Origin of the sequence: Nocardioides sp. NPDC023903, assembly GCF_040639295.1 — a bacterium.
In the GTDB taxonomy this organism is placed as follows: Bacteria; Actinomycetota; Actinomycetes; order Propionibacteriales; family Nocardioidaceae; genus Nocardioides.
Genome location: NZ_JBEZZS010000003.1, coordinates 112,264 through 133,480 on the forward strand (window position 1 = coordinate 112,264; position 21,217 = coordinate 133,480).

The 21,217-nt window shown below is 70.1% G+C and carries 22 protein-coding genes; 12 read left to right on the plus strand and 10 right to left on the minus strand.

Features of this window, described 5'->3' with window-relative positions; translation table 11 throughout:
* Positions 1-22 precede the first annotated feature (22 nt).
* The 4 genes from AB0F44_RS05480 to AB0F44_RS05495 are packed head-to-tail and all read left to right on the plus strand — an operon-like array spanning position 23 to position 2,711.
* The gene (locus tag AB0F44_RS05480; RefSeq protein WP_357353432.1) at positions 23-439 is read left to right on the plus strand and encodes a DUF1232 domain-containing protein; all 417 of its coding nucleotides are present in this window, start codon (positions 23-25) and stop codon (positions 437-439) included.
* Between the two features lie 53 nt (positions 440-492).
* Positions 493-1,128 (plus strand): hypothetical protein, encoded by a 636-nt coding sequence (locus tag AB0F44_RS05485; protein ID WP_357353434.1) that lies wholly within the window; start codon positions 493-495, stop codon positions 1,126-1,128.
* Between the two features lie 19 nt (positions 1,129-1,147).
* Positions 1,148-1,858 (plus strand): MerR family transcriptional regulator, encoded by a 711-nt coding sequence (locus AB0F44_RS05490; protein ID WP_357353436.1) that lies wholly within the window; start codon positions 1,148-1,150, stop codon positions 1,856-1,858.
* 4 nt (positions 1,859-1,862) lie between these two features.
* On the plus strand, positions 1,863-2,711 hold the full coding sequence (locus AB0F44_RS05495; RefSeq protein WP_357353438.1) for a carbohydrate kinase family protein: 849 nt from the start codon (positions 1,863-1,865) through the stop codon (positions 2,709-2,711).
* Between the two features lie 28 nt (positions 2,712-2,739).
* Here the strand turns inward: AB0F44_RS05495 and AB0F44_RS05500 are convergent, their stop codons facing one another.
* The 6 genes from AB0F44_RS05500 to AB0F44_RS05525 form a co-directional block, all read right to left on the minus strand.
* Positions 2,740-4,203 (minus strand): aldehyde dehydrogenase family protein, encoded by a 1,464-nt coding sequence (locus AB0F44_RS05500; protein ID WP_357353440.1) that lies wholly within the window; start codon positions 4,201-4,203, stop codon positions 2,740-2,742.
* Positions 4,204-4,227: 24 nt separating this feature from the next.
* Entirely contained in the window at positions 4,228-5,445 is a 1,218-nt protein-coding gene (locus tag AB0F44_RS05505) for an aromatic acid/H+ symport family MFS transporter (RefSeq protein ID WP_357353442.1), read from the minus strand.
* A 91-nt stretch (positions 5,446-5,536) separates the two neighbouring features.
* Complete coding sequence (locus tag AB0F44_RS05510; RefSeq protein WP_357353444.1) at positions 5,537-6,280, minus strand: IclR family transcriptional regulator; 744 nt, start codon at positions 6,278-6,280, stop codon at positions 5,537-5,539.
* Between the two features lie 19 nt (positions 6,281-6,299).
* Positions 6,300-7,277 (minus strand): DUF5829 family protein, encoded by a 978-nt coding sequence (locus tag AB0F44_RS05515; protein ID WP_357353446.1) that lies wholly within the window; start codon positions 7,275-7,277, stop codon positions 6,300-6,302.
* An 83-nt stretch (positions 7,278-7,360) separates the two neighbouring features.
* Positions 7,361-7,999, minus strand: a complete 639-nt coding sequence (locus AB0F44_RS05520; RefSeq protein WP_357353448.1) for a LysE family translocator — start codon at positions 7,997-7,999, stop codon at positions 7,361-7,363.
* A 74-nt stretch (positions 8,000-8,073) separates the two neighbouring features.
* Entirely contained in the window at positions 8,074-8,994 is a 921-nt protein-coding gene (locus AB0F44_RS05525; RefSeq protein WP_357353450.1) for a LysR family transcriptional regulator, read from the minus strand.
* 84 nt (positions 8,995-9,078) lie between these two features.
* Here AB0F44_RS05525 and AB0F44_RS05530 point away from each other — a divergent pair, with 84 nt between their 5' ends.
* The 4 genes from AB0F44_RS05530 to AB0F44_RS05545 are packed head-to-tail and all read left to right on the plus strand — an operon-like array spanning position 9,079 to position 13,581.
* Positions 9,079-10,191, plus strand: coding sequence for a hypothetical protein (locus tag AB0F44_RS05530; protein WP_357353452.1), 1,113 nt, complete (start codon positions 9,079-9,081; stop codon positions 10,189-10,191).
* Between the two features lie 49 nt (positions 10,192-10,240).
* The gene (locus tag AB0F44_RS05535) at positions 10,241-11,131 is read left to right on the plus strand and encodes an FAD/NAD(P)-binding oxidoreductase (protein WP_357353740.1); all 891 of its coding nucleotides are present in this window, start codon (positions 10,241-10,243) and stop codon (positions 11,129-11,131) included.
* 40 nt (positions 11,132-11,171) lie between these two features.
* Positions 11,172-12,464 carry an aromatic ring-hydroxylating dioxygenase subunit alpha gene (locus AB0F44_RS05540; RefSeq protein WP_357353454.1) on the plus strand — a complete coding sequence of 431 codons (1,293 nt, stop codon included), beginning with the start codon at positions 11,172-11,174 and terminating at the stop codon, positions 12,462-12,464.
* A complete protein-coding gene (locus AB0F44_RS05545; RefSeq protein WP_357353456.1) occupies positions 12,457-13,581 on the plus strand; it encodes a 2Fe-2S iron-sulfur cluster-binding protein in 1,125 nt (374 codons plus the stop codon). The genes AB0F44_RS05540 and AB0F44_RS05545 overlap by 8 nt, the downstream gene beginning before the upstream one ends.
* Before the next feature lie 26 nt (positions 13,582-13,607).
* On the opposite strand, the gene AB0F44_RS05550 is transcribed toward AB0F44_RS05545, so the two are convergent.
* Positions 13,608-14,078 carry a DinB family protein gene (locus tag AB0F44_RS05550; RefSeq protein ID WP_357353458.1) on the minus strand — a complete coding sequence of 157 codons (471 nt, stop codon included), beginning with the start codon at positions 14,076-14,078 and terminating at the stop codon, positions 13,608-13,610.
* 58 nt (positions 14,079-14,136) lie between these two features.
* Between AB0F44_RS05550 and AB0F44_RS05555 the strand changes: the two genes are divergently transcribed.
* Positions 14,137-14,331, plus strand: coding sequence for a helix-hairpin-helix domain-containing protein (locus tag AB0F44_RS05555; protein WP_357353460.1), 195 nt, complete (start codon positions 14,137-14,139; stop codon positions 14,329-14,331).
* Here the strand turns inward: AB0F44_RS05555 and AB0F44_RS05560 are convergent.
* The 3 genes from AB0F44_RS05560 to AB0F44_RS05570 are packed head-to-tail and all read right to left on the minus strand — an operon-like array spanning position 14,315 to position 19,284.
* A complete protein-coding gene (locus AB0F44_RS05560; RefSeq protein WP_357353462.1) occupies positions 14,315-14,896 on the minus strand; it encodes a histone deacetylase in 582 nt (193 codons plus the stop codon). The genes AB0F44_RS05555 and AB0F44_RS05560 overlap by 17 nt on opposite strands.
* A gap of 44 nt (positions 14,897-14,940) precedes the next feature.
* Complete coding sequence (gene recQ, locus AB0F44_RS05565; RefSeq protein WP_357353464.1) at positions 14,941-16,758, minus strand: DNA helicase RecQ; 1,818 nt, start codon at positions 16,756-16,758, stop codon at positions 14,941-14,943.
* Positions 16,759-16,803: 45 nt separating this feature from the next.
* The gene (locus tag AB0F44_RS05570) at positions 16,804-19,284 is read right to left on the minus strand and encodes an MMPL family transporter (protein ID WP_357353466.1); all 2,481 of its coding nucleotides are present in this window, start codon (positions 19,282-19,284) and stop codon (positions 16,804-16,806) included.
* A gap of 137 nt (positions 19,285-19,421) precedes the next feature.
* On the opposite strand from AB0F44_RS05570, the gene AB0F44_RS05575 reads away from it, so the two are divergent.
* The 3 genes from AB0F44_RS05575 to AB0F44_RS05585 all read left to right on the plus strand — a co-directional run bounded on the left by AB0F44_RS05575 (position 19,422) and on the right by AB0F44_RS05585 (position 20,908).
* Complete coding sequence (locus tag AB0F44_RS05575; protein WP_350662570.1) at positions 19,422-20,000, plus strand: TetR/AcrR family transcriptional regulator; 579 nt, start codon at positions 19,422-19,424, stop codon at positions 19,998-20,000.
* Between the two features lie 61 nt (positions 20,001-20,061).
* Positions 20,062-20,520 carry an isoprenylcysteine carboxylmethyltransferase family protein gene (locus AB0F44_RS05580; protein ID WP_357353468.1) on the plus strand — a complete coding sequence of 153 codons (459 nt, stop codon included), beginning with the start codon at positions 20,062-20,064 and terminating at the stop codon, positions 20,518-20,520.
* Positions 20,513-20,908 carry a VOC family protein gene (locus tag AB0F44_RS05585; RefSeq protein WP_357353470.1) on the plus strand — a complete coding sequence of 132 codons (396 nt, stop codon included), beginning with the start codon at positions 20,513-20,515 and terminating at the stop codon, positions 20,906-20,908. Before AB0F44_RS05580 ends, AB0F44_RS05585 begins: the two co-directional genes overlap by 8 nt.
* Positions 20,909-21,217 lie beyond the last annotated feature (309 nt).

Consider the following 21,217-nt stretch of genomic DNA (forward strand, 5'->3'; position numbering starts at 1 on the left):
CGGCGTGGCTCGGAGGGTGAGGATGACCGGTTCGTTCTGGTGGGACCTGGCGATCGGCGTCGTCGCGGCCCTGTTGCTCACCTGGCTCTGCCTCATCGTCGCGCTGCTCGTGGTCCGTCCGCGTGGCGACATGCTGCGTGAGTCGTTGCGGATCCTGCCCGACGTGGTGCGGCTGCTGCGCCGGCTCGCTGCTGACAGGTCGATGCCTCGCGGCGTACGGATCAGGCTCGGGCTCCTGATGGTCTATCTCGCCCTGCCGATCGACCTGGTGCCCGACTTCATCCCGGTCCTGGGCTACGCCGACGACGCGATCATCGTGGCCGCCGTCCTGCGTGGTGTCGTACGTCGCGCCGGGATCGACGCGGTTCGCGCCCAGTGGCCGGGCACCGACGACGGCTTCGCCGCCCTGGTGCTGATCGCCGGACTCGATCGGAAGTAGCGCGCGGCCGGAGTCCTTGACTCCGTTCCAAGAACAGGGTTTGGGATGTCGGCATGGCTATCGAAACCGTCACCAAGACACTCAGCGGCCCGTTGGCGCTGTTCCGGCAGCACGCGCGGGCCTATGCGTACCTCAACCTCATGGCGTACGGCCTGGTCGTCGCCGGGATGGTGCTCGGCGTGCTCCGTCCCGAGCTCAACGCTATGCTCACCGGGTCGATGGACGAGTCCGGCGAGACCGGGCTCGTCGTCTCGCTGCTCGCCCGGCCGTGGCTGTTCGCCCTGGTGATTCTGGGCGTGAACCTCGGCAAGGTGGCCCTCGGGTTCATCACGCTCCCGTCGATGATCGTGCCGTTCGCCGGGATCCCCGTCTTCGCCTACTGGGTGCTCACCACCGGGATCGTTCTGGCTCCCGTCGACCACCTCACCGCGATGACGCTGATCCCGCACTCCGTGACGATGGTCATCGAGCTCCAGGCGTACGTGCTCCTGCTGCTCGGGGCGTACGTCCTCGGCCTGGCGTGGATCCGGCCAGCGAGCGTCGGCGTGACGGCTCGGCGGCGGGCCTGGGTCCGTGGGCTGCGACTCTTCGGGTGGATGTGGGTCCCGGCGCTGGTGCTGTTCGTCGTCGGGGCGGTCTATGAGGCGTACTCGCTGCGCTACTTCCTCCCGCTGCTGATCAACTCATGACGCTGGCATGATGCGGCGCATGGCGTGGAGCACTCGGGAGCTGGCGCGGATCGCGGGGACGACGGAGAACTCGGTGCGCTACTACCACCGGGTGGGGCTCCTGCCGCACCCCGAGCGCGCCGCGAACGGCTACAAGCGGTACGAGGTGGCACATCTCGTCCAGCTCCTGCGGATCAGGCGGCTGCGAGAGCTCGGCGTCCCGGTGAGGCGGATTGCCGGGCTGGGACCCGAGGACCCCGACGCGCAGGAGAGCATCCGAGCGCTCGATGCCGAGCTCGAGGCCCGCATCGAGCAACTCGTGCGGGTGCGGGAGGACCTCGCCCAGCTCACCTCCCACAGCGCGCCGCTCGAGACGCCGGCCGGGTTCGCCGCGTTCGCGGCACAGCTCTCGCCCACGCAGCAGTCGCTCCTGGCGATCTATGCGCAGGTCTTCGATGCCCGGACCCTCGCGGCTTTCCGGCAGGCACTGGTCCACCAGGAGGACACCGATGTCGAGTTCGACCGTCTCCCGGCGGACGCCGACGATGCGACGGTCGAGGATCTCGCGCGGCGGATGGTCGTGACCAACCGGCGGCAGCTGGAGCGCTTCCCCGAGCTGGCCGGAGCGCTGGAACGCTCGCCGCTCGGCCGGGCCACGGCCGGTCTCGTCCTCGCCCACGCTCTCGTCGATCTCTACAACGCCGCGCAGCTGAGGGTGCTGCGGCGCGTGGACACGCTGATGCTGGAATGAGGGCATGCCTGCTCCCCGTGTCGTCGTCTGTGGCCCCGCGTCCTGGAACCACCTGATCGAGCTCGACCGGCTGCCCGAGCCGGTGCCGCACATGCAGTTCGCCCGTCGGGCGTGGCACACGATCGGCGGCACCTCCGCGGGCAAGGCGCTGCATCTCGCCGGGCTCGGGATCGACGTACGTCTGTGGGCTCCTGTCGGTGACGACGAGGACGGGGCGCGGCTGCGGGAGCGGCTCGAGCAGGCGCGTGTCGTCGTGGAGGCGATCGCGAGCGACCAGACCGAGCGGCACGTCAACCTGATGGCCGACGGGGGAGGCCGGGTCTCGTTGTACGTCTCGACCCCCTCGACCCCGTCCACCGACGCGGTCTCGGCAGCGGTGAGCGCGGTCGCCGCCGCGGATCTCGCGGTGATCGACCTGAGCGAGCTCGGCCGGCTGGTGCTCGGGGCGATGCCCGCCCGACGGGCGCCGCTGTGGATGGACCTGCACGACTACGACGGGTCGTCGGCCTTCCATGAGCCCTTCCTGCGGGCAGCCGAGGGTGTGTTCATGAACGACGACGGCACCGAGGACCCCTGGAAGCTGATGGCCTCGTGCCTCGACCGCGGCCCCCGCCTCGCGGTGTGCACCCTCGGCGCCAAGGGCGCGATCGCGCTCGAGGCCGACGGGACCCGCCACGAGGTCGCCGCGGTGCCCGCCGCCGTCGTCGACACGAACGGCGCCGGCGACGCGTTCATGGCCGGCTTCCTGGCCGCGTGGCTGCGTACGGAACCGGTCGAGGTCGCGCTCCGCGCCGCCGCCGAGCAGGCCCGCGTCGCGATCGAGACGGAGCATCTCCACCCGGTGCTCGGCTGACCACGCCGAACGTGCCGGCACCCCTGGCTCAGAACGGGTAGCGCGACGGTTCACCCCGCATGGTGATCCACCGGGTCTCGGTGAATGCCTCGACGTTCGCCAGGGCGCCGCCGAAACGGGACCCGGTGCCGGACGCGCGGACGCCGCCGAACGGAGCGTTGGCCTCGTCGTTGACGGTCTGGTCGTTGATGTGGACGATGCCGGTCGGGATCTGCTCCGCGACCGCGAGGCCGCGCATGACGTCCTTGGTGACGATGCCCAGGGACAGGCCGTACTCACTGGCCCCCGCGAGCTCGATCGCGTCCTCGACGGACTCGACCTTGGCCACCGATGCGACGGGGCCGAAGACCTCTTCCGCGTAGGCCGGCGCGGTGAGCGGGACGTCCGCCAGGACGGTGGGCCGGTAGAAGAGATCCTCGTACGTGCCGCCCGCGGCGATGATGGCGCCGGCATCCGCCGACGCAGTGACCAGGCCATGGATCTTGTCGCGCTGGCCGGCGTCGATGACGGGGCCGAGAGCGACTTCCTCTGTGGCGGGATCGCCGACCGGTAGCTGGCTGGCCTTCTCCGCGAGGGCCTCGACGAAGTCGTCGTAGATGCTGGCAGCGACCAGGTGTCGGCCCGTCGTCATGCAGATCTGGCCTTGGTGGAAGAACGAGCCCCACGCTGCCAAGTTGACGGCGTCCTCGACGTCGGCGTCGTCGAGGACCAGCAGTGCGGAGTTGCCGCCGAGCTCGAGGTGGGCGCGCTTGAGGTGCCGGCCGGCGAGCTCACCGATGCGGCGGCCGACCGCGGTGGAGCCGGTGAACGAGATGACCCGGACGTGGGGATCCGTGACCAGCGCTTCGCCTACGTCCGCGCCGCCGGGCAGCATCTGGAGCACTCCCGGGGGCAGGCCCGCCTCCTCGAAGATGCGGGCCATCAGCGTGCCGCCGGTCACGGCGGTGCGCGGGTCCGGTTTGAGGATGACGGCGTTGCCGAGGGCGAGGGCAGGGGCGACCGAGCGGATGCCGAGGATGATCGGCACGTTGAAGGGAGCGATAACGGTGACCACCCCGGCGGGCATGCGGCGTGCCATCGACAGACGCGGCTGTTCGGACGGGATGACTTCGCCGATCGGACGGCTCGGGAGGCTGGCGGCCTCGTAGCACTCCTCGGCCGCGACGTGGAGTGCGAATCCGGCCATACCGGGCACGGCGCCGACCTCACGGACGTTCCACCCGGTGATCTCCTCGGCATGCCGCTGCCACAGGTCGCCGGCACGACGCAGGACGGCGGCGCGTTCCGGGTGCGGAAGCGCGGCCCACTTGAGCTGGGCGTCGGCGGCCGCTGTTGCGGCATCCGCCACGTCGGCCGCGGTGGCCAGACCCATCCTGCCCAGCTCGGCGCCGGTCGCGGGTTCGACGACCGCGTAGTCGCCGCCTCGCCCGGGTTGCCAGGCGCCGGCCTTGAGGATGTTTCCGGACCAGTCGACGGAGTCGAGAACGGACATGGTGTGCTCCTGGATGTCGGGTGGTTAGTTGTTGGGGTGCGCCGGCACGGTCAGCAGAGCCAGCATGGCGATCACGGCCGCGCCGGCGAAGGCGTAGAAGCCCCACGGATAGGCGATGCCGGCGGTGAGGAGCGCACCGCCGAGGAACGGCCCGACGATGGCGCCGACCCGGCCGATGCCTGCGGACATGCCGAGCGCCGTGCCGCGGATCCGGGCGGGGTAGAGGTGGCTGACGAACGCGTAGACCAGCACCTGCGCGCTGAAGACGAAGACGCCGGCGGCCAGCACTGCCGCGTACACCAGGAGGCTGCTCTCCATCTTGATCGACAGCAGGGCCAGCATCACCGCGGCGACGCCGAACCAGGTCACCACCGTCGGCTTGTTGCCCTTGGCGTCGGAGATCAGGCCCGCCAGGACGAGTCCGATCACGGCGCCGACGTTCAGGGTGAGGAGCAGGCCGAGGCCGGCGTCGAGGGAGTAGCCCGCCTCGCCCATGATCGTCGGCAGCCAGGTGTTGAGGCCGTAGACCAGCAGCAGTCCGCAGAACGACGCCGCCCACAGGCCCAGGCTGACCCACAGCAGACGGCCGCGAACGACCTCGGAGGGACGTACCTTCTCGGTCTCGACGGTCTCCAGGTAGGCCTGCGACTCCGGGAGCTTTGCCCACATCACCGGGACCGTCAGCAGGCCCGCGATGCCGCCGATCACGAACATCGCCTCCCAGCCCAGGTTCGGGATCACCCACAGAGCCAGCAGAGCGGTGAGTACGGCTCCTACGTGGTAGCCGGTCATCATCCGCGTCATGGCCGTGCCCGAGCGTCCCTTGCGGGCATGCTCGCTCATGAACGCCAGGGCCGTCGGCAGGCAGGCGCCCAGACCCAGGCCTGCCAGGAAGCGCAGCACGATGAACACCGTGGCGTTCGGAGCGAAGGCGACGGCCAGGGTGAGCAGCGAGAACAGCGCGATGCTGCTGATCAGTGTCTTGCGACGCCCGAACCGATCGGCGAGCGGACCGATGGCCACCGCACCGATGCCGACCCCGATCAGGCCGACGGTGGCGGCCGTGGTCAGTGACGCCTCGGTGAACCCGAGCGCGCCGGTCCCGGCCAAGGTGGGGATGACCGCTCCTAGGACGACGAGGTCATAGCCATCGAGGGCGACAGCGAGCCAGCAGAGGACGACCGGCCAAAGGCTCCGGGTATCGCCACTGACGGAGGACGATGTGGTTGCGGACACATTCATGGGACGAACCTAAGAGCGGTCACCCCTGTGAACATCGACACAGCTTCCATTCAGCGGAAGCTCGGCCGAAGTTTTTCCGAACCGGAGTTCTTCAGAGCCGCCGTCCGATCGACTGTGCCGCGACGCGGAGTGCGCCGTACAACTTCTGTTCGCTGCCCTTGAGGGTGGCGACCACCAGGCCCAGAGAGGCGACCACCTCGTCGCGCCGGTGGATCGGGACGGCGATCGAGCAGGCACCGAGGCTCATCTCCTCGCGGGTGGTGGCGTACCCCTTGTCGAGCACCTGCCGCAGCTGTCTGCGGAGGACGCCCGGTTGAGTGATCGTGTAGGGGGTGATCCGTGTCAGTGCGCCCAGCGCCGCGACCTGGATTTCGTCCGGAGCGTGAGCGAGGAGGACCTTGCCGACGCCGGTGGTGTGCAGCGGCAGGCGTCCGCCGACCTTGCTCACGACCGGGACGGACTGGTTGCCGCGCAGCCGGTCGAGGTAGACGACCTCGAGCCCCTCACGTACGGCGAGATGCACGGTGGCCAGGGTCGCGCCGTAGAGGTCGTGGAGGAACGGCTCGGCGACCTGGCGCAACCCGGTCTCGGCAGGGGCCAGGTGGCCGATGTCCCAGATCTTCCGGCCGATGACGTAGTCACCGGAAGGCAGACGCTCCAGAGCACCCCACCGGAAGAGCTCGCCCAGAAGCCGATGGGTCGTGGCGAGCGGAAGGTCCGCGCGGGCAGCGATGTCGCTGAGCGACATCGATCGGTGCTGCTCGTCGAACGCGTCCAGGATCGCAAGTGCCCGGCTGGTCACGCTCGTGCCAGTCTGTCGGGTGTTCCCTGCCATTGCTGCGGAGAGTACTACCTCAGCCGCCGAGCGCGGGGTGGAGCGGCTTGCCGGATCCGCCGGACCGGGTGGTCGCGCCGGCCTCGATCGGGTCGAAGGTCCACAGTGCGTACGCCCCCGGGCCGACGTGGAGCGTCGAGTTGCCGATCGTCTCGGTGTGCGGCTCCTCGGCCGCCTCGTTGAGGGCGAGGATGATGTGGCGTACGCCTGCCTCCTCGGCCGGGACCGGGAGCAGGCGGATCGTGGTCATGCCGTCGAAGGCGAGGACGCCGCCGTCCTTGAGGACCCGGATGGTGATGCCGGCGGCGCGCCACAGCGGCACCATCTTCTCGATGTCGGCGGCGGTCGTGGCGATCTGGATGCCGATGACGTCGCGCATCTGGTGGTCGAGATAGCGGTCGCGGTTGTAGCGGTCGCGGCTGACGTCGCCCTCGAAGGCGGCGGGCGGGAAGGAGAGCCGCGGGTCGTCGAGGAACTCGTCGCGATACTCCATCGCCCAGGAGAAGAAGGTGTCGTAGGTCGAGGTCGTGTAGGTGACGTCGAACCACGGGATCAGCTTGCCGTCGCCGAGGTCGGTCACCTGGGTGAACTCGACCGGGTCGGCGACGAGCTTGCGGAGGTTGGCGGTCGCCGTAGCCAGGTCGCCGTCGTTGTCCGCCGAGACGGCGAGCCCGGTATCACCCCCGACCGCGTCGGGCGCGTCGCCCGGCCCGAAGAACTCGAGATAGGTCTCCTTGCCGAGCAGGTAGCGACCGGTCCAGGTCGAGGTCCCGTCGTTGCCGGTGTTGATCCGGCGGTCGGCGAACTCGCCCAGAAACTCGGAGTGCTCGATCGCGTCAGCCGTCTCCCGGTCGACCATCGCCCAGGCGTGGTTGAAGGCCAGGAGCGGGTCCTTACGCTCCTCCTCTGCGGCGTGGGCGGGGGCCGCCGAGATCCCCGAGGTGATGACTAGTGAGGCGATCGCTGCCGCGATGAAACCCGAGAGTGGAGTCCGCATGGGTCCCAGTCTCGGTGACCGGGGCGCTCTTGTCTTGGAATTCGGCGGCAGGCGGCCGGTTGCCTGCGTTCGGGGCGGGCCGGTCAGGAGCCGTGGGAGGCCGTGGCCATGGTGGCGCCCAGGCCGATCATGATGACGCCGCCGCCGGCGCCGAGGCTGTCGAGGCGCTTGGGCTTGCGGGCGAACCAGGCCTTGGCCCGGCTGGCGGCGAGGACCCATCCGGAGTCGCAGGTGAACGCCATCGCCGAGAAGATCGCGCCGAGCAGGAGGATCTGGGGGACCGCCGGGGCGGAGGTGTTGATGAACTGGGGCAGGAAGGCCAGGTGGAAGACGATCGTCTTCGGATTGGTCGCCCCGACGATCATCCCGGTGCGGATCGCGCCCCAAGCGGTCGTCCGCGCCACGTCCTCCCCGTGGAGGGCTGCCCGGGCGTCGGCACGGTGGCGGATCGCCTGGATGCCGAGATAGATGACGTACCCCGCGCCGACCAGCTTCACGACGGTGAACGCCGTCGCGGAGGCTGCCACCAGTGCGCCGAGCCCGATGGCGACCGCCAGGACCTGGCCGAACTGGCCCAGGGCGTTGCCGCCGACGGCGAACACCGCCTCGCGGCGGCCCGCGGTCAGGGCCCGGCCGAGGGCGAAGAGCACGCTCGGGCCGGGGATCAGGATGAAGATGACGGACGCGAGCGCGAAGGCGGCGAACTGGCTCAGGGTGGGCACGTCAATCATTCTGCGGCAGGGTCGTGGTGGCGTACGAATGATTTCTGCTGGGCGAGACGCGGCGGGGATCTGGCCTAGCCGGCATCCATCTCGGCCAGGGAGGTGGCGACCTTCCTGAGCTCGGCGAGGGCACAGGCGATCTCGGGCTGGCGCGAGGTGCCGCTGCGTACGCTGGTCCGGACGTGCCGCACCGGACTCGCCTCGCCACGCAGCGGGATCCGGACCAGGCCGGCGGCGTTCGGGATCCGGGCGAGGCGAGGGACCAGGGCGACGCCGAAGCCGGCACTGACCAGAGCGGCGCCGGTGTCCCACTCGACGACCTCGTGGGCCTGCTCGGGGGTGAACCCGGCTGCGGCACAGGCGGCGGTCACCAGCTGGTGGTACGGGCGGCCGGGGTGCTCCATGATCCAGTGCTCCTCGGCGGCGTCGGCGAGCCTGACCCGGGATCGGGAGGCGAGCGGGCTGTCGGCGTTGACCAGCAGGTCGAGCGCGTCCTCCATCAGCCGCTCCTGCTCGAAACGCGGGTCGGCGGTCGGCGGCAGCTCCGACATGTTGACCACGACGGCGACGTCGACCTGGTCGGCCAGCAGCATGTCGAAGCAGACCTCGGGATCCGCCTCGATGATCTTGATCGTGGACTGCGGGAACTCCCGCGCGACCGCTACCGCGGCCGGCGGCAGGAGCGCCGAGGCGGCGGTGGAGAAGCCCGCCATCCGCAGGTAGCCACGGGAGGTGCCCGAGGCCTGCTGTACGTCGGCGCGAATCTCCTCCCATTGCGTGAACAGGTCGTGGCTGCGCTCGAGCAGCGTGAGCGCGGCCCCGGTGAGACGTACGCCGCGGCCCTCCGGCACGAGCAGCTCAGCGCCCACGTCGCGGGCGAGCGTGCGCAGCTGGTGGGAGATGGCCGAGGGGGTATAGCCGAGATCGGCGGCGGCGGCCGAGACGGTGCCGCGCTCGGCGAGCACGCGCAGCACATGGAGCCGCTGATCGATCATTCTTCGATTGTGCAATGGAATCGCACGGTAAATAGCGGAAACGTGCGCTTTTCTTGAACAGTGCCGACGCGCCACGCTGGTCCTGTGGCCCCCAGCACCGATCCCCTTCTGGCGAGCTTCCAGCTCCGGAGCCTCACCCTGCGCAACCGAGTGGTGAGCACCTCCCACGAGCCCGCCTACACCGAGGACGGGATGCCGAAGGACCGCTACCGCCTCTACCACCTGGAGAAGGCGCGGGGCGGGGTCGGGCTCACCATGATCGGCGGATCCGCGGTGGTCTCGCCCGACAGCCCGCCGGCCTTCGGCAACATGCTGCTCTACCGCGACGAGGTCGTGCCCTGGTTGCGCCGGCTCGCCGACGACGTCCACGAAGAAGGCGCCGCGGTGATGTGCCAGATCACCCACCTCGGTCGCCGCACCAGCAACTTCGCCGGTGACTGGCTGCCGCTCGTCTACCCCTCCCGGCTGCGCGAGCCGCAGCACCGGTCGTTCCCGAAGGTCGCCGAGGCGTGGGACGTCGACCGGATCGTGCGGCACTACGCCGAGGCGGCCGAGCGGTGCCAGGCGGCGGGCCTGGACGGGATCGAGATCGAGTCCTACGGCCATCTCTTCGACGCCTGGGTCTCGCCCGCCACCAACCTCCGCGACGACGAGTTCGGAGGCGACCCGGAGGCCCGGCTCGCCTTTCCGCTGCGGGTCCTCGGCGCGATCCGGGCCGCCGTCGGACCCGACTTCATCGTCGGGGTCAGGATGGCGATGGACGAGGACCTGCCTTCCGGCCTCGGCCTGGACGACACCGAGCAGGTGATGCGCCGCTACGTCGGCGCCGGCGTCGACTTCCTCTCCGTCATCAAGGGAGGTCTCGACACCGACGCCCGCCGCGGTGATCCCGTCGATGGGTACGCCCTCGGCCCCGTTCCTCGACTTCGTCGGAGAGGTACGCCGCCGGGTGGATGTCCCGGTCATGCACGCTGCTCGGATCAGCGACGTCGCCACCGCGCGCCATGCGCTCCGCGAAGGGCTGCTCGACCTCGTCGGGATGACCCGTCCCCAGCTCGCCGACCCGCACCTGGTCGCCAAGGTCGCCCGTGGCGAGGAGGACCGGATCCGGCCGTGCGTGGGGGCGAGCTACTGCCTGGACGCGATCTACGAGTCCGGGGACGCCAAGTGCATCCACAACCCGGCGACCGGGCGTGAGCAGTCGCTGCCCCACCTCACGCCGCCGGCCCCTCGAACCCGCCGGGCCGTGGTCGTCGGCGCCGGCCCCGCCGGTCTCGAGGCCGCTCGCGTCCTGGGCGAGCGCGGTCACGCCGTGACCGTTCTGGAGGCCGCCGACCGGCCCGGTGGGCAGCTCCTGCTGGCCTCCTCGACCAGCCACCGCCGCGACCTGATCGGCATCGTCGACTGGCGCGTCACCGAGGCGAAGCACAGCGGCGTCGACTTCCGGCTCGGCACCTACGCCGACGCCGACCTCGTCCGCGGTCTCGACCCGGATGTCGTGGTCGTCGCCACCGGCGGGGTGCCCGACCGCTCCTGCGTACCGGTGGGCGCGGAGCTGGTCAACGACACCTGGGACGTGCTCGACGGGACCCTGACCCCCGGCAACGGCACCGTCCTCGTCTACGACGACAACGGCGCCGAGCCCGCGCTCGACGCCGCCGAGCACCTGGCGACGCTGGGCGCTCAGGTCGAGCTGGTCACCCCGGAGCGTACGGTCGGCATCTCGGTGGGCTCGATGAACAGCCCGGCCTATCTCGGGGTCTTCGCTGCGCACGACGTGACCCTGACCGTGGCCCGGAGGCTGGCCGGGGTGCGTCGCGCCCCGGCGGGTTCCGAGCACCGGCTCATCGCCACGCTGACCAGCGAGTACGCAGCAGGTGCCGAGGTCGAGAGACACGTCGACCATGTCGTGGTCGAGCACGGGACCACCCCCAACGACGAGCTCTACCACGACCTCGTCCCCGGCTCGATCAACCTCGGTGAGGTCGACCAGGCGGCGCTGCTGTCCGGCGCGTCGCAGACGGTGTCCCGCAATGCGGCGGGCAGCTACCAGCTGTTCCGGATCGGCGACGCGGTCGCCAGCCGGAACGTCCATGCCGCGGTCTACGACGCGCTGCGGCTGTGCCTGACGATCTGACCCCCACTGAGCCTCTTCTGAATCTGCCTGGGAGCGATGGATGACAGACCAACTCGTCGGCGAGCCATTCGCCGGCCGACGTACCAGAATCCTCGACCACCTCGACCGCAGGACCCCTGGCCACTCGCTGCCGGGTGCTCTCTACACCGACCCCGACGTCTTCGCGAGCGAGGTCGACCTGCTCTGGCGACGCCGCTGGCTCTTCGTCGGCACCGTCGCCGAGGTGTCCGAGCCCGGTGACTACTTCTCCTTCGACGTCGCCGGCTCCTCGGTGCTGGTGATCCGAGACGACGACGAGCAGGTACGCGCCTTCCACAACGTCTGCCGACACCGCGGCTCGCGGCTGGTCGCACCGGGTCACGGCAGCGTCGGCAACCTGGTCTGCGGGTATCACAGCTGGACTTACGCCACCGACGGCTCGCTCCGCTACGCACCCCAGCTCTCGCCGGCCATCGACACCGCCTGCCTCGGGCTGCGCCCGGTCGCGCTGCGCGAGGTCGGCGGGCTGCTCTACTGCTCACTGGCCGCCGAGCCGGACGGTGACCTGGACGTGGTCGCCGAGCGGGTCCGTGACTACGTCACTCCGCACCGTCTCGACCGGGCCAAGGTCGCCGCTCAGGTCGACCTGGTTGAGGAGGGCAACTGGAAGCTGGTCATGGAGAACAACCGGGAGTGCTACCACTGCGAGGGCGGGCACCCAGAGCTGATCTGCACCTTCTTTCCGACCTGGGGTCTACGCGAGGACCAGATCCCCGACCGGCTCCGGGCGGACCATGACCGCTATCTCTTCGCCGAGGCCGATCTGGCACGGCGCTGCGACGCGCTCGGGATGCCGTTCGGACTGATCGAGGAGCTCGCCGAGCGCCCGTTCGGCTTCCGGATCCAGCGCGAGCCGCTCGACGGGGCGGGGGAGTCCTTCAGCATCGACGGGTCCCGGCTGGTGGGCCGGCTCCTGGGCGACCTCGACGATCCGCAGCTCGGCCGCTGCACCCTCCACACCCAGCCCAACGCCTGGATTCACCTGCTCGCCGACCACGTGGTGACCTTCTCTGTCACACCGCTCTCGCCCGACCGCACCTTGGTCCGATCCACCTGGCTCGTCCACGAGGACGCGGTGGAGGGGGTGGACTACGACGTAGAGGCCCTGACCGCGGTGTGGCGCGCGACCAACGTGCAGGACGCCGAGTTCGTGCGCAACACCCAGCTCGGGGTCTCCGACCCGGCCTACGTCCCAGGCCCCTACAACGAGGCGGAGCGGCAGGTCGACGACTTCGTGCGCTGGTACGACGCCCAGATCCGATCCGAAGTCCAGAGAGGTGGAGCCGATGACTGAGCCATGGCCTGTCGAGGTGGCGGCGCTGCCTGCGCCGGCGCCGCTGTACGCGGTCCCGTCCCCGCTGGGAGCCGGGATCCTGCCCGAGGAGCGGCCGTTCGAGGGTGAGCTGCGGTGCCGTCGGGTGCGCGATGTGACCCACGACGTGGTCGAGGTGACCCTCGAGCCAACCGGCGGCGAGGGCTTCGCCTTTGCGCCCGGGCAGTACCTGACCCTTCGTGCGTCGATCGACGGCGAACCGGTCGAGCGGTGCTACACGATCTCCTCGCCGCCTACCCGCCCTCATCTGCTCACCATCACCGTCAAGCGGGTGCCCGACGGGCCGATGTCCGGCTGGCTCCACGATCGGCTGACCGTTGGCGACCGGCTGTGGGCGAGCGGGCCGATGGGCGGGTTCTCCGTACGGGAGCACCCCGCGTCCTCCTACCTGCTCCTCTCCGGCGGCAGCGGGATCACCCCGACCCTCTCGACGCTGCGGACGCTCGCCGACCTCGCCGAGACGACCGACGTGGTCGTCGTCCACCACGCGCGTACGCCGGCCGACCTCGTCGAGCGGCCCGAGCTCGAGGCCCTGGCGGCCGCCCATGACGGGGTACGCATCGTGTGGGTCGTCGACCAGCCCGACGCCTCCTGGACCGGGCCGACCGGGCTGATGAGCGCCGGCCAGCTCGCCGAACTGGTCCCTGACCTGGGCGGACGCGAGGTCTTCTGCTGCGGACCGTCCGGCTACATGGGGGCGGCGCGGACGGCCTTCGAGGCGCTGGGTGGCGAGTCCGCGCGGTGGCACGAGGAGAGCTTCGTCCTCACCGACCCGCCGGATGTCGCGGCGCCGGCCGCGGAAGGGGCGGCTGGGGCTGCGTACCGGATCCGGCTGCAGCGCAGCGGCCGCGACCTCGAGTGCGCCCCGGGCGAGACCGTCCTGGACGCCGTGAAGGCCGCCGGCGTACGCCTGCCGTCATCGTGTACGCAGGGCATGTGCGGCACCTGCAAGACGACCCTCGTCTCCGGCGAGGTCGACATGAACCATGCCGGTGGGATCCGGCCGCGCGAGGTGGCCGCCGGAAAGTTCCTGCCATGCTGTTCGACACCGCTCGGCGACCTCGTCGTCGACATCTGAGGGACGCAGGCGCGGGCAGTGCTTGGTCAGCGCCCTGCCCGGATCTGCTCGACGAGGATGTCGCCGTGGCCGGCGTGGCGGGCGAGCTCCTGGATCATGTGCGCGTAGATGAACCGCAGCGTCACCGAGTTGCCGTGCCACTCGAACTGCTCGTCCAGCTCACGTCCGGCGGCGACCTCGCGGGAACGCTCGCACGCCGCGCGGTGGGCCGCCCGGACGGATTCGACCGTGTCCTCGGGGTCCGGCAGGAAGCTCTCGTCGACGGTGTCGGGCAGCCCGATCGCCTTGCGCGACACACCTGCGACCCGGGCGTGGAACCACACCTTCTCCACGAAGGTCGCATGCTTGACCAGCGCCAACGGGGTGGTCAGCGACGGGACCAGCCCCCGCCGCGCCTCCTCGTCGTCGAGGTCCTCGAGGATGGCGTTGATCTCGTCCCGCTGGATGTCGACCATTCCTTCAAGAAGCGCGCGCTCGTCCGCCTGTCCGATCTTCATGCGGGCAGGCTAGCCGGGCCTCCGCCGGTGCACGGCGCCTGGGCCGTAGCCTGTCCGCATGTCGACGACGAACGACGCGGGACCGGTCTTCGATGGCGTCAAGATCGGTCGCCCCGCGACAGGGGCGCTGCTCGCTGCGGGCTACCGGACGCTGTCGGACCTGCCCGATGACCTGGATGCTCTGCTGACGCTCCACGGCGTCGGGCCCAAGGCCGTGCGCCTGCTGCGCGAGGCGCTCAGCAGCGCTCCCTGACGTACGCCTCGGCCTGCCGTCGATCCCAGCCGCGTGACTCATCGAGCCCGCGAACCAGCATCGAGACGTACGCCGCCGACGGCCGGGTGTGCGGGACGGCGTCGAAGCCGTGCGGCGCGGTGAAGGTGAGCATCGGGAGGCCGTCGCGGCGACCGACCTCGATCAGGGTCTCGTAGTGCCCCGGGCCCGCCTCATGGCGGCCCGTCTCGAGCCCGTCGATGACGACCCTCTCGATCGGGTCACCGGGCGAGGGCAGCCGGTCCATCTCCTGGGCGGCGATGTCGGCGAACTGCTCGGCGGTCATCCGGAAGGCGCGGGCTGCCGTCCACGACCCGGCCGCGTCGTGGTCGTAGAACGCCACCCCACCGGTCCACGTCCTCGACTCACCCGCGAAGTAGAGCCGCCCGGGAAGGTCGACGGCGACGTCGTCGACCGGCATCTCCGGCGTACGTGCGCCGACGTAGGACCGAAGCGCACCCACCGGTTGGCCACCGAGGAGATAGGCGCCGAGACGGTCTCGGCACATGTTGGATCCATAGCTGACGTACCAGACCTCTGAATTCATCGCGGCGCAGCCTACCGAGGGTGCGGGACCGACAAGCGCGCGGCCTATAGAGCGGCGAGCACGCCGTCGGCGTACTTCTCCAGCTTCGCCTCGCCGATCCCGCTGATCGTCCCGAGCTCGTCGCGGCTGGCCGGCAGCCGGGTGGCGATCTCACGCAGCGTGGCGTCGTGGAAGACGACGTAGGCGGGCACGCCCTGCTCCTTGGCGACCTCGCCGCGCCACGCTCGCAGCCGCTCGAAGACCTCGGCGGCCTCCGGTGACAGGTCGGCGGCGGCCACCTTCGGCTTCCGCTCCCCGGAGCCGCTGCGACGCGCCTGCCGCGGCGGCTCCTTGCGGAGCATCAGCTGCTGCTCCGAGCGGAGCACCGGTCCGGCGGCCTCAGCCACCGAGAAGACCCCGTAGCGGGGGTCGACGGCGAGCATCTCGCGAGCCAGGAGCTGTCGGATGACGGAGTGCCAGTCGCTCTCGGCGATGTCGGTGCCGATCCCGAAGACCGAGAGCTCGTGGTGGCGGAACTGGCGGACCTTCTCAGTCTCCTTGCCCCGCAGGATGTCGACGATCTGGCCGGCCCCGAACCGCTGTCCGTTGCGCTCGCGGTCGAGCCGGATGACGGTGGAGAGCACCTTCTGGGCGGGGACGGTGCCGTCCCAGGACTCCGGCGTGGCCAGGCAGGTGTCGCAGTTGCCGCACGGCTCGGCGGTCTGGCCGAAGTAGCGCAGCAGCTGCACCCGCCGACAGTCGACGGTCTCGCACAGCGCCAGCATCGCGTTGAGATGCTGGCCGAGCCGGTGCTTGTGGGTCCGGTCGCCCTCGGAGGTCTCGATCATCTGCCGCTGCTGGACGACATCGGCCAGCCCGTAGGCCAGCCACGCGGTCGACGGCTGCCCGTCACGTCCGGCCCGGCCGGTCTCCTGGTAGTAGCCCTCGACCGACTTGGGCAGGTCGAGATGGGCCACGAAGCGTACGTCCGGCTTGTCGATCCCCATGCCGAAGGCGATCGTGGCGACCATGACGATGCCGTCCTCGCGCAGGAAGCGGGACTGGTTCTGCGCGCGGGTCCTGGCGTCGAGACCCGCGTGGTAGGGGAGCGCGGGGATCCCGGCGCCGACCAGGGTCGCGGCGGTGCGCTCGACCGAGTTGCGCGAGAGGCAGTAGACGATGCCGGCCTCGCCGGGGTGCTCGGTGCGGATCAGGTCGAGGAGCTGCTTGGCCGGCTTGTCCTTCGGGGCGATCCGGTACTGGATGTTGGGCCGATCGAAAGAGGCCACGAAGTGGCGGGCGTCCTCGAGGTTGAGCCGGGAGGCGATCTCGCGCCGGGTCTCCGCGGTGGCGGTCGCGGTGAGCGCGATCCGCGGCACCTCCGGCCAACGCTCGTGCAGGTGGGAGAGCTGCAGGTAATCGGGCCGGAAGTCGTGACCCCACTGGGAGACACAGTGGGCCTCGTCGATCGCGAACAGCGAGATCTTGGCCTGGTCGAGCAGCCGTCCGGTCTCGGGCACCCGCAGCCGCTCCGGGGCCAGATAGAGCATGTCGAGCTCGCCGGCGAGCAGCGCCTTCTCCACCTGCTGCCGCTCGTGAGGCATCTGGGTGGAGTTGAGGAAGCCGGCGCGCACGCCGAGCGCGGAGAGAGCGTCGACCTGGTCCTGCATCAGCGCGATCAGCGGCGAGATGACCACCCCGGTCCCAGGCCTCACCAGGGACGGGATCTGGTAGCACAGCGACTTCCCGCCACCGGTCGGCATCAGGACCAGCGCGTCACCGCCGCCGGCGACGTGCCCGATGATCTCCGCCTGCTCGCCGCGGAACTCGTCGTAGCCGAAGACGCGGCGCAGGACATCCAGCTCCGGGGTCAGCTCACTCACGCGAGCGAGCCTAGCGGCCGGCACCGACGGTTCCGGCCGCTGTCCTCAGACGCTGATCTTCTCCCGCTTGACCGTGGCCTCGCCGACGGCAACGGAGCCGTGGGCGCGCTCGAGCCCGGCACCCTCGACGTCCACGTTCGGCAGGATCCGGTCGAGCCACTTCGGCAGCCACCACGCGGAGCGGCCGAGCAGGTGCATCAGTGCCGGCATCAACAGCATCCGGACGATGAACGCGTCCAGCAGCACGCCGAGCGCGAGCCCGAAGCCCATCGAGCGGATCATCACCGACTCGGCGAAGATGAAGCCGCCGAAGACGGAGACCATGATCAGGCCGGCCGCGATCACGACCGAACGCCCGGCACGGAAGCCCTGGGCGACGGCGACGCGGGCCGGGGCGCCGTGGACGTACGCCTCCCGCATGCCGGAGGCGAGGAACAGCTGGTAGTCCATCGCCAGACCGAAGAGGATCCCGACCAGCAGGATCGGCAGGAAGCTCAGGATGGGGCCGGTGCTGTCGATGCCGATCCACTCGGCGCCGATGCCCTTCTGGAAGACCGCGACCACGAGGCCGTACGTCGCCAGCAGCGAGAGCACGAAGCCACCAGTCGCGATGAGCGGGACCAGGATCGAGCGGAAGACCAGGATCAGGATCAGCAGCGAGAGGCCGACGACGACGCCGAGGTAGGGGAGGAGTACGTCGTTGAGCCCCTGCGACACGTCGATCGCGACCGCGGTGGCGCCGGCGACGCCGAGCGTGATGTCGCCGTTGACCGCGGGCATGTCTCGGATCGCGTTGACCAGCTCGTTGGTCGAGACGCTGTTGGGACCCTCCTCGGGGACGACCTGGAAGGCCGCCGTGCGACCGTCCTCGGAGACCGCGGCCGGAGCCACGGCGCGTACGTCATCGAGGTCTGCCAGCGCCTTGGCGACCGTCAGCTGTGCCCGCTGGATGCCGGACTCGTTGAGGCCGTCGGGCAGCTCGGCGGCGACCAGCAGCGGGCCGTTGGCGCCGGCACCGAAGCTGTCCTCGGTGATCGTGTAGGCGGTCTTGGCCAGCGAGCCCTCGGGCTCCGAGCCACCGTCGGGCAGGCCCAGGCGCATGTCGAGGGCGGGGACCGCGAGGGCGAGCAGGGCGACCACGGAGGCGACGACCGTGACCAGCGCGCGCCAGGTGGGCATCGGCTTCGCGTGGGCCTCGGCGGCGTCCTGCTCGGAGACCTTCTTCCGGGCGCGCTTGGAGACGATGCGGCCACCGACCAGGCTGAGGATGGCCGGGGTCAGGGTGATCGCGACCAGGACGGCGATCGCGACGCAGGCGGCGCCGACCGAGCCCATCAGGCCGAGGAACGGGATCCCGGTCATGTTGAGCGCGACCAGCGCGACGATCACGGTGGAACCGGCGAAGACGACCGCCGTGCCGGCGGTGCCGTTGGCGAGCGCGATCGACTCCTTCACATCGGAGCCGTGGAGGAGTTGCTTGCGGTGCCGGTTGAGGATGAAGAGCGAGTAGTCGATGCCGACGGCCAGGCCGAGCATCAGGCCCAGGATCGGGGTCATCGAGGCCATCTGCACGACGCCGGAGAGGGAGAGCGCGCCGAGCGCACCGATGCCGACGCCGGTCAGCGCGGTGACCAGCGGGACCCCGGCGCCGATGATCGTGCCGAGCATGACCAAGAGGACGATGGCGGCGACGCCGACGCCGACGATCTCACCGGGACCCATCGGGTTGGGCGCCTCCTGGGAGATGTCGGAGGAGACGCCGATCTCGACGCCGTCGATCGGATTGTCGGTGAAGTGGTCGACCGTTGCCTTCTTGGTCTCCTCGGACATCTCCAGGCGCCCGACCGAGTAGGCGACGTTGACCAGGGCGGCCGAACCGTCCGCCGAGACCATCCGGATCTCCTCGGAGAGCTCGAGCAGCTCGGCACCGTTCTCGGCCTTGGCGGTGTTCGCTTCGAGGTCGGCGGCGCTGTCGTCGAGCTTGGCCTGCTGCTTGTCGAGAGCGGCCTGCTGGGCGTCGATCTGGGTGGTCGGCATCCCGCCGGCCTGCAGCTGGGCGCGGGCCTTGTCGAGGTCGGCCTGCGCCTTGTCGAGCTTGGCCTGGGCGCTGTCGAGCTGGGTGCGGCCGGCCTTGAGCCTGGCCTGGCCCTCGGTGACCTCCTCGGCCTGCGCCTTGCGCTGGGCCTCGGTCTGGAAGGGGTCGGTGATCGCGGCGACGTCGGGGAGGTCCTCGGCACTGGTGATCAGCGCCCGGATCTCCTGCTTCTGGGTTGCGCTGAGCGGGGTGCCGTCCTCGGTCTGGAAGGCGATCGTGCCGGAGCCGCCGGCGAGGTCGGGCAGCCCCTTCTGGAGCTCGTCGACGACCTCGGACGAGGGCAGCCCTGGGATGTCGAAGCTGGTGGTGAGCTCGCCGGACCAGGCGACGTACGCCCCGGCGGCGCCGGACAGCGCGAGCACCCAGGCAAGGATCACCAGCCAGGCGCGGCGCGCGGCCGTCTTCCCCAATCGATACAACAGCTCCGCCATGACGGCATCCCTCCGGTAATACGCAACGGTGCGTCCAGTTAATCACCTGTACGCCGACGGACAAGGGCTGCTGAGCGAGTGATGTGTCACACCTGTGCCGTGGCCATCAGATGCCACGGGCTCTTAGGATGCCGTTCATGCCAGCGTCAGCAGGAGTGCGCCGTCGAGGTGCCGTACGCAGTGAAGAGGCTCGCATGGCGGTCCTCGACGCGACCGGCCGGCTCTTCGCCACCCAGGGCTATGACCACCTCACCATTGAGGGCATCGCGGCCGAGGCCGGTGTCTCCAAGCAGACGATCTACCGCTGGTGGTCCTCGAAGAGTGCGGTCGTCGCCGATGCCCTGATCGAGGATCTGCTGCTGCCGGACCACCCGGTCGTACCCGACACCGGGGACATCCGTGTCGACCTGATCGCCTGGATGCAGAGTCTCATCGACCTCGTCGCCCAGCCCGGCAACGACGGTCTCGTCCGCTCGCTCGTCGCGGCCGCCTGCGAGAACCCCGACATCGGCACCCGTCTCAACGACGCGCTCGGCATCACCGCCACCGTCTCCACTCGGATCGAGGCCGCCGTCGCGGCCGGCCAGCTGCCCGCCGACCTCCCGGTCAAGGAGTTCGTACGCGCCCTGGTCGGCGGGTTCGTGCTCTACTCGCTCGAGCGCACCGAGCCTGCCCCGGACGTCGCCGAGCGCCTGGTCCGCGCGCTGCTGCACTGAGCGTCTCTTTACCCAAGAAAGAGGGGGTGCGGACCTTCGGGGCCGGGCTACGGTGGACGGCATGCCGAAGGTGCCGCCGCCCGTCTACGTCGCCGTGGGCCTCGCCGCCCAGCATCTGCTCGCTCGGGGCCGCCGACCGACCGTCGTACGGTCCGTCGCGGCAGGTCTCCTCGCGGCCGGCTCGGTCTACGTCGCTGGCGGTGCCGCCCGCGCGTTCAAGCACAAGGACACCACCTTCAACCCGCTCGAGCCCGAGGGCGCGACGGCCGTCGTCACCGACGGGCCGTTCCGCTACACCCGCAACCCGATGTACGTCGGCATGGCCGGTCTTCTCACCGCCCACGCCGTCCTCCGCGGTGGCTGGCTTTCCCTCGTCCCCGTCGCGGCCTTCGTCGCCGTCATCGACCGCACCCAGATCCCTGCCGAGGAGCACGCCCTGTCGTGGAGCTTCGGCGACGCGTACGACTCCTACCGGAGCACCACGCCCCGCTGGGTCGGCTGGGGTTCCTTGCGTGGCTGAGCTCCTCCACACCGTTCTCGACACCACCGACGTACGCCGCCTCGCCGAGTTCTACCGCCAGCTCCTCGGCCTCGTCTACCGGCCGGGTGACGAGGAACCTGGGGACGACGATTGGCTCGTCCTCACCTGGCCTGATGGGCGTCGCGCTCTCGCGTTCAACCGGGTCGAGGAGTCCGAGATGGCGCCGTCTGACTGGCCTGCTCCTGGGGCGGTGAAGCACATGCATCTCGATACCGTCGTCGGTTCTGTCTCGGAGCTCGATGCTGAGCATGTTCGTGTGCTCGGGTTGGGGGCTTCACTCCGGCTTGATCGGTCTGACGATCCTGATGAGCCGTTGCGTGCTTATGCGGATCCTGCGGGGCATATTTTCTGCATCTTTGTTGGGTGATCCTTCTTCGGGGTTGGGGTGGGCCGCCGACCCGTTCTTGGAGGGTCTTCTCGCCAGGCCCCGGAGTAAAGGACGGCCTTCGGCCGCCGGCTTCGCCGGCCGCTTCGCGGTCCTTGACACCGGGGACCGTCGAGAAAGATTTGGCTGGCTATCGGGGCGGCGGCCCGGGTGTGGCGCAGCGGATTCTTGCTTGGGAGAGGTGGGGTTGATGGGGCGGAAGGGTGGCCCTTCGGGCCACTTACCATCCACAGATTCGAGGTCGTTCGCTCAGCGCGAAAAGAGTGGTTGACCTGGGAAATAGATGGAAAA

What these genes read in the sequence shown, in the direction of transcription:
- AB0F44_RS05540 (WP_357353454.1), top strand. Translation starts at nt 11,172, where the DNA reads ATGACAGACCAACTCGTCGGCGAGCCATTCGCCGGCCGACGTACCAGA.
- AB0F44_RS05580 (WP_357353468.1), top strand. Translation starts at nt 20,062, where the DNA reads ATGCCGAAGGTGCCGCCGCCCGTCTACGTCGCCGTGGGCCTCGCCGCC.
- AB0F44_RS05525 (WP_357353450.1), bottom strand. Translation starts at nt 8,994, where the DNA reads ATGATCGATCAGCGGCTCCATGTGCTGCGCGTGCTCGCCGAGCGCGGC.
- AB0F44_RS05555 (WP_357353460.1), top strand. Translation starts at nt 14,137, where the DNA reads ATGTCGACGACGAACGACGCGGGACCGGTCTTCGATGGCGTCAAGATC.
- AB0F44_RS05515 (WP_357353446.1), bottom strand. Translation starts at nt 7,277, where the DNA reads ATGCGGACTCCACTCTCGGGTTTCATCGCGGCAGCGATCGCCTCACTA.
- AB0F44_RS05495 (WP_357353438.1), top strand. Translation starts at nt 1,863, where the DNA reads ATGCCTGCTCCCCGTGTCGTCGTCTGTGGCCCCGCGTCCTGGAACCAC.
- AB0F44_RS05545 (WP_357353456.1), top strand. Translation starts at nt 12,457, where the DNA reads ATGACTGAGCCATGGCCTGTCGAGGTGGCGGCGCTGCCTGCGCCGGCG.
- AB0F44_RS05485 (WP_357353434.1), top strand. Translation starts at nt 493, where the DNA reads ATGGCTATCGAAACCGTCACCAAGACACTCAGCGGCCCGTTGGCGCTG.
- AB0F44_RS05550 (WP_357353458.1), bottom strand. Translation starts at nt 14,078, where the DNA reads ATGAAGATCGGACAGGCGGACGAGCGCGCGCTTCTTGAAGGAATGGTC.
- AB0F44_RS05570 (WP_357353466.1), bottom strand. Translation starts at nt 19,284, where the DNA reads ATGGCGGAGCTGTTGTATCGATTGGGGAAGACGGCCGCGCGCCGCGCC.
- AB0F44_RS05505 (WP_357353442.1), bottom strand. Translation starts at nt 5,445, where the DNA reads ATGAATGTGTCCGCAACCACATCGTCCTCCGTCAGTGGCGATACCCGG.
- AB0F44_RS05500 (WP_357353440.1), bottom strand. Translation starts at nt 4,203, where the DNA reads ATGTCCGTTCTCGACTCCGTCGACTGGTCCGGAAACATCCTCAAGGCC.
- AB0F44_RS05490 (WP_357353436.1), top strand. Translation starts at nt 1,148, where the DNA reads ATGGCGTGGAGCACTCGGGAGCTGGCGCGGATCGCGGGGACGACGGAG.
- AB0F44_RS05480 (WP_357353432.1), top strand. Translation starts at nt 23, where the DNA reads ATGACCGGTTCGTTCTGGTGGGACCTGGCGATCGGCGTCGTCGCGGCC.
- AB0F44_RS05575 (WP_350662570.1), top strand. Translation starts at nt 19,422, where the DNA reads ATGCCAGCGTCAGCAGGAGTGCGCCGTCGAGGTGCCGTACGCAGTGAA.
- AB0F44_RS05560 (WP_357353462.1), bottom strand. Translation starts at nt 14,896, where the DNA reads ATGAATTCAGAGGTCTGGTACGTCAGCTATGGATCCAACATGTGCCGA.
- AB0F44_RS05510 (WP_357353444.1), bottom strand. Translation starts at nt 6,280, where the DNA reads ATGGCAGGGAACACCCGACAGACTGGCACGAGCGTGACCAGCCGGGCA.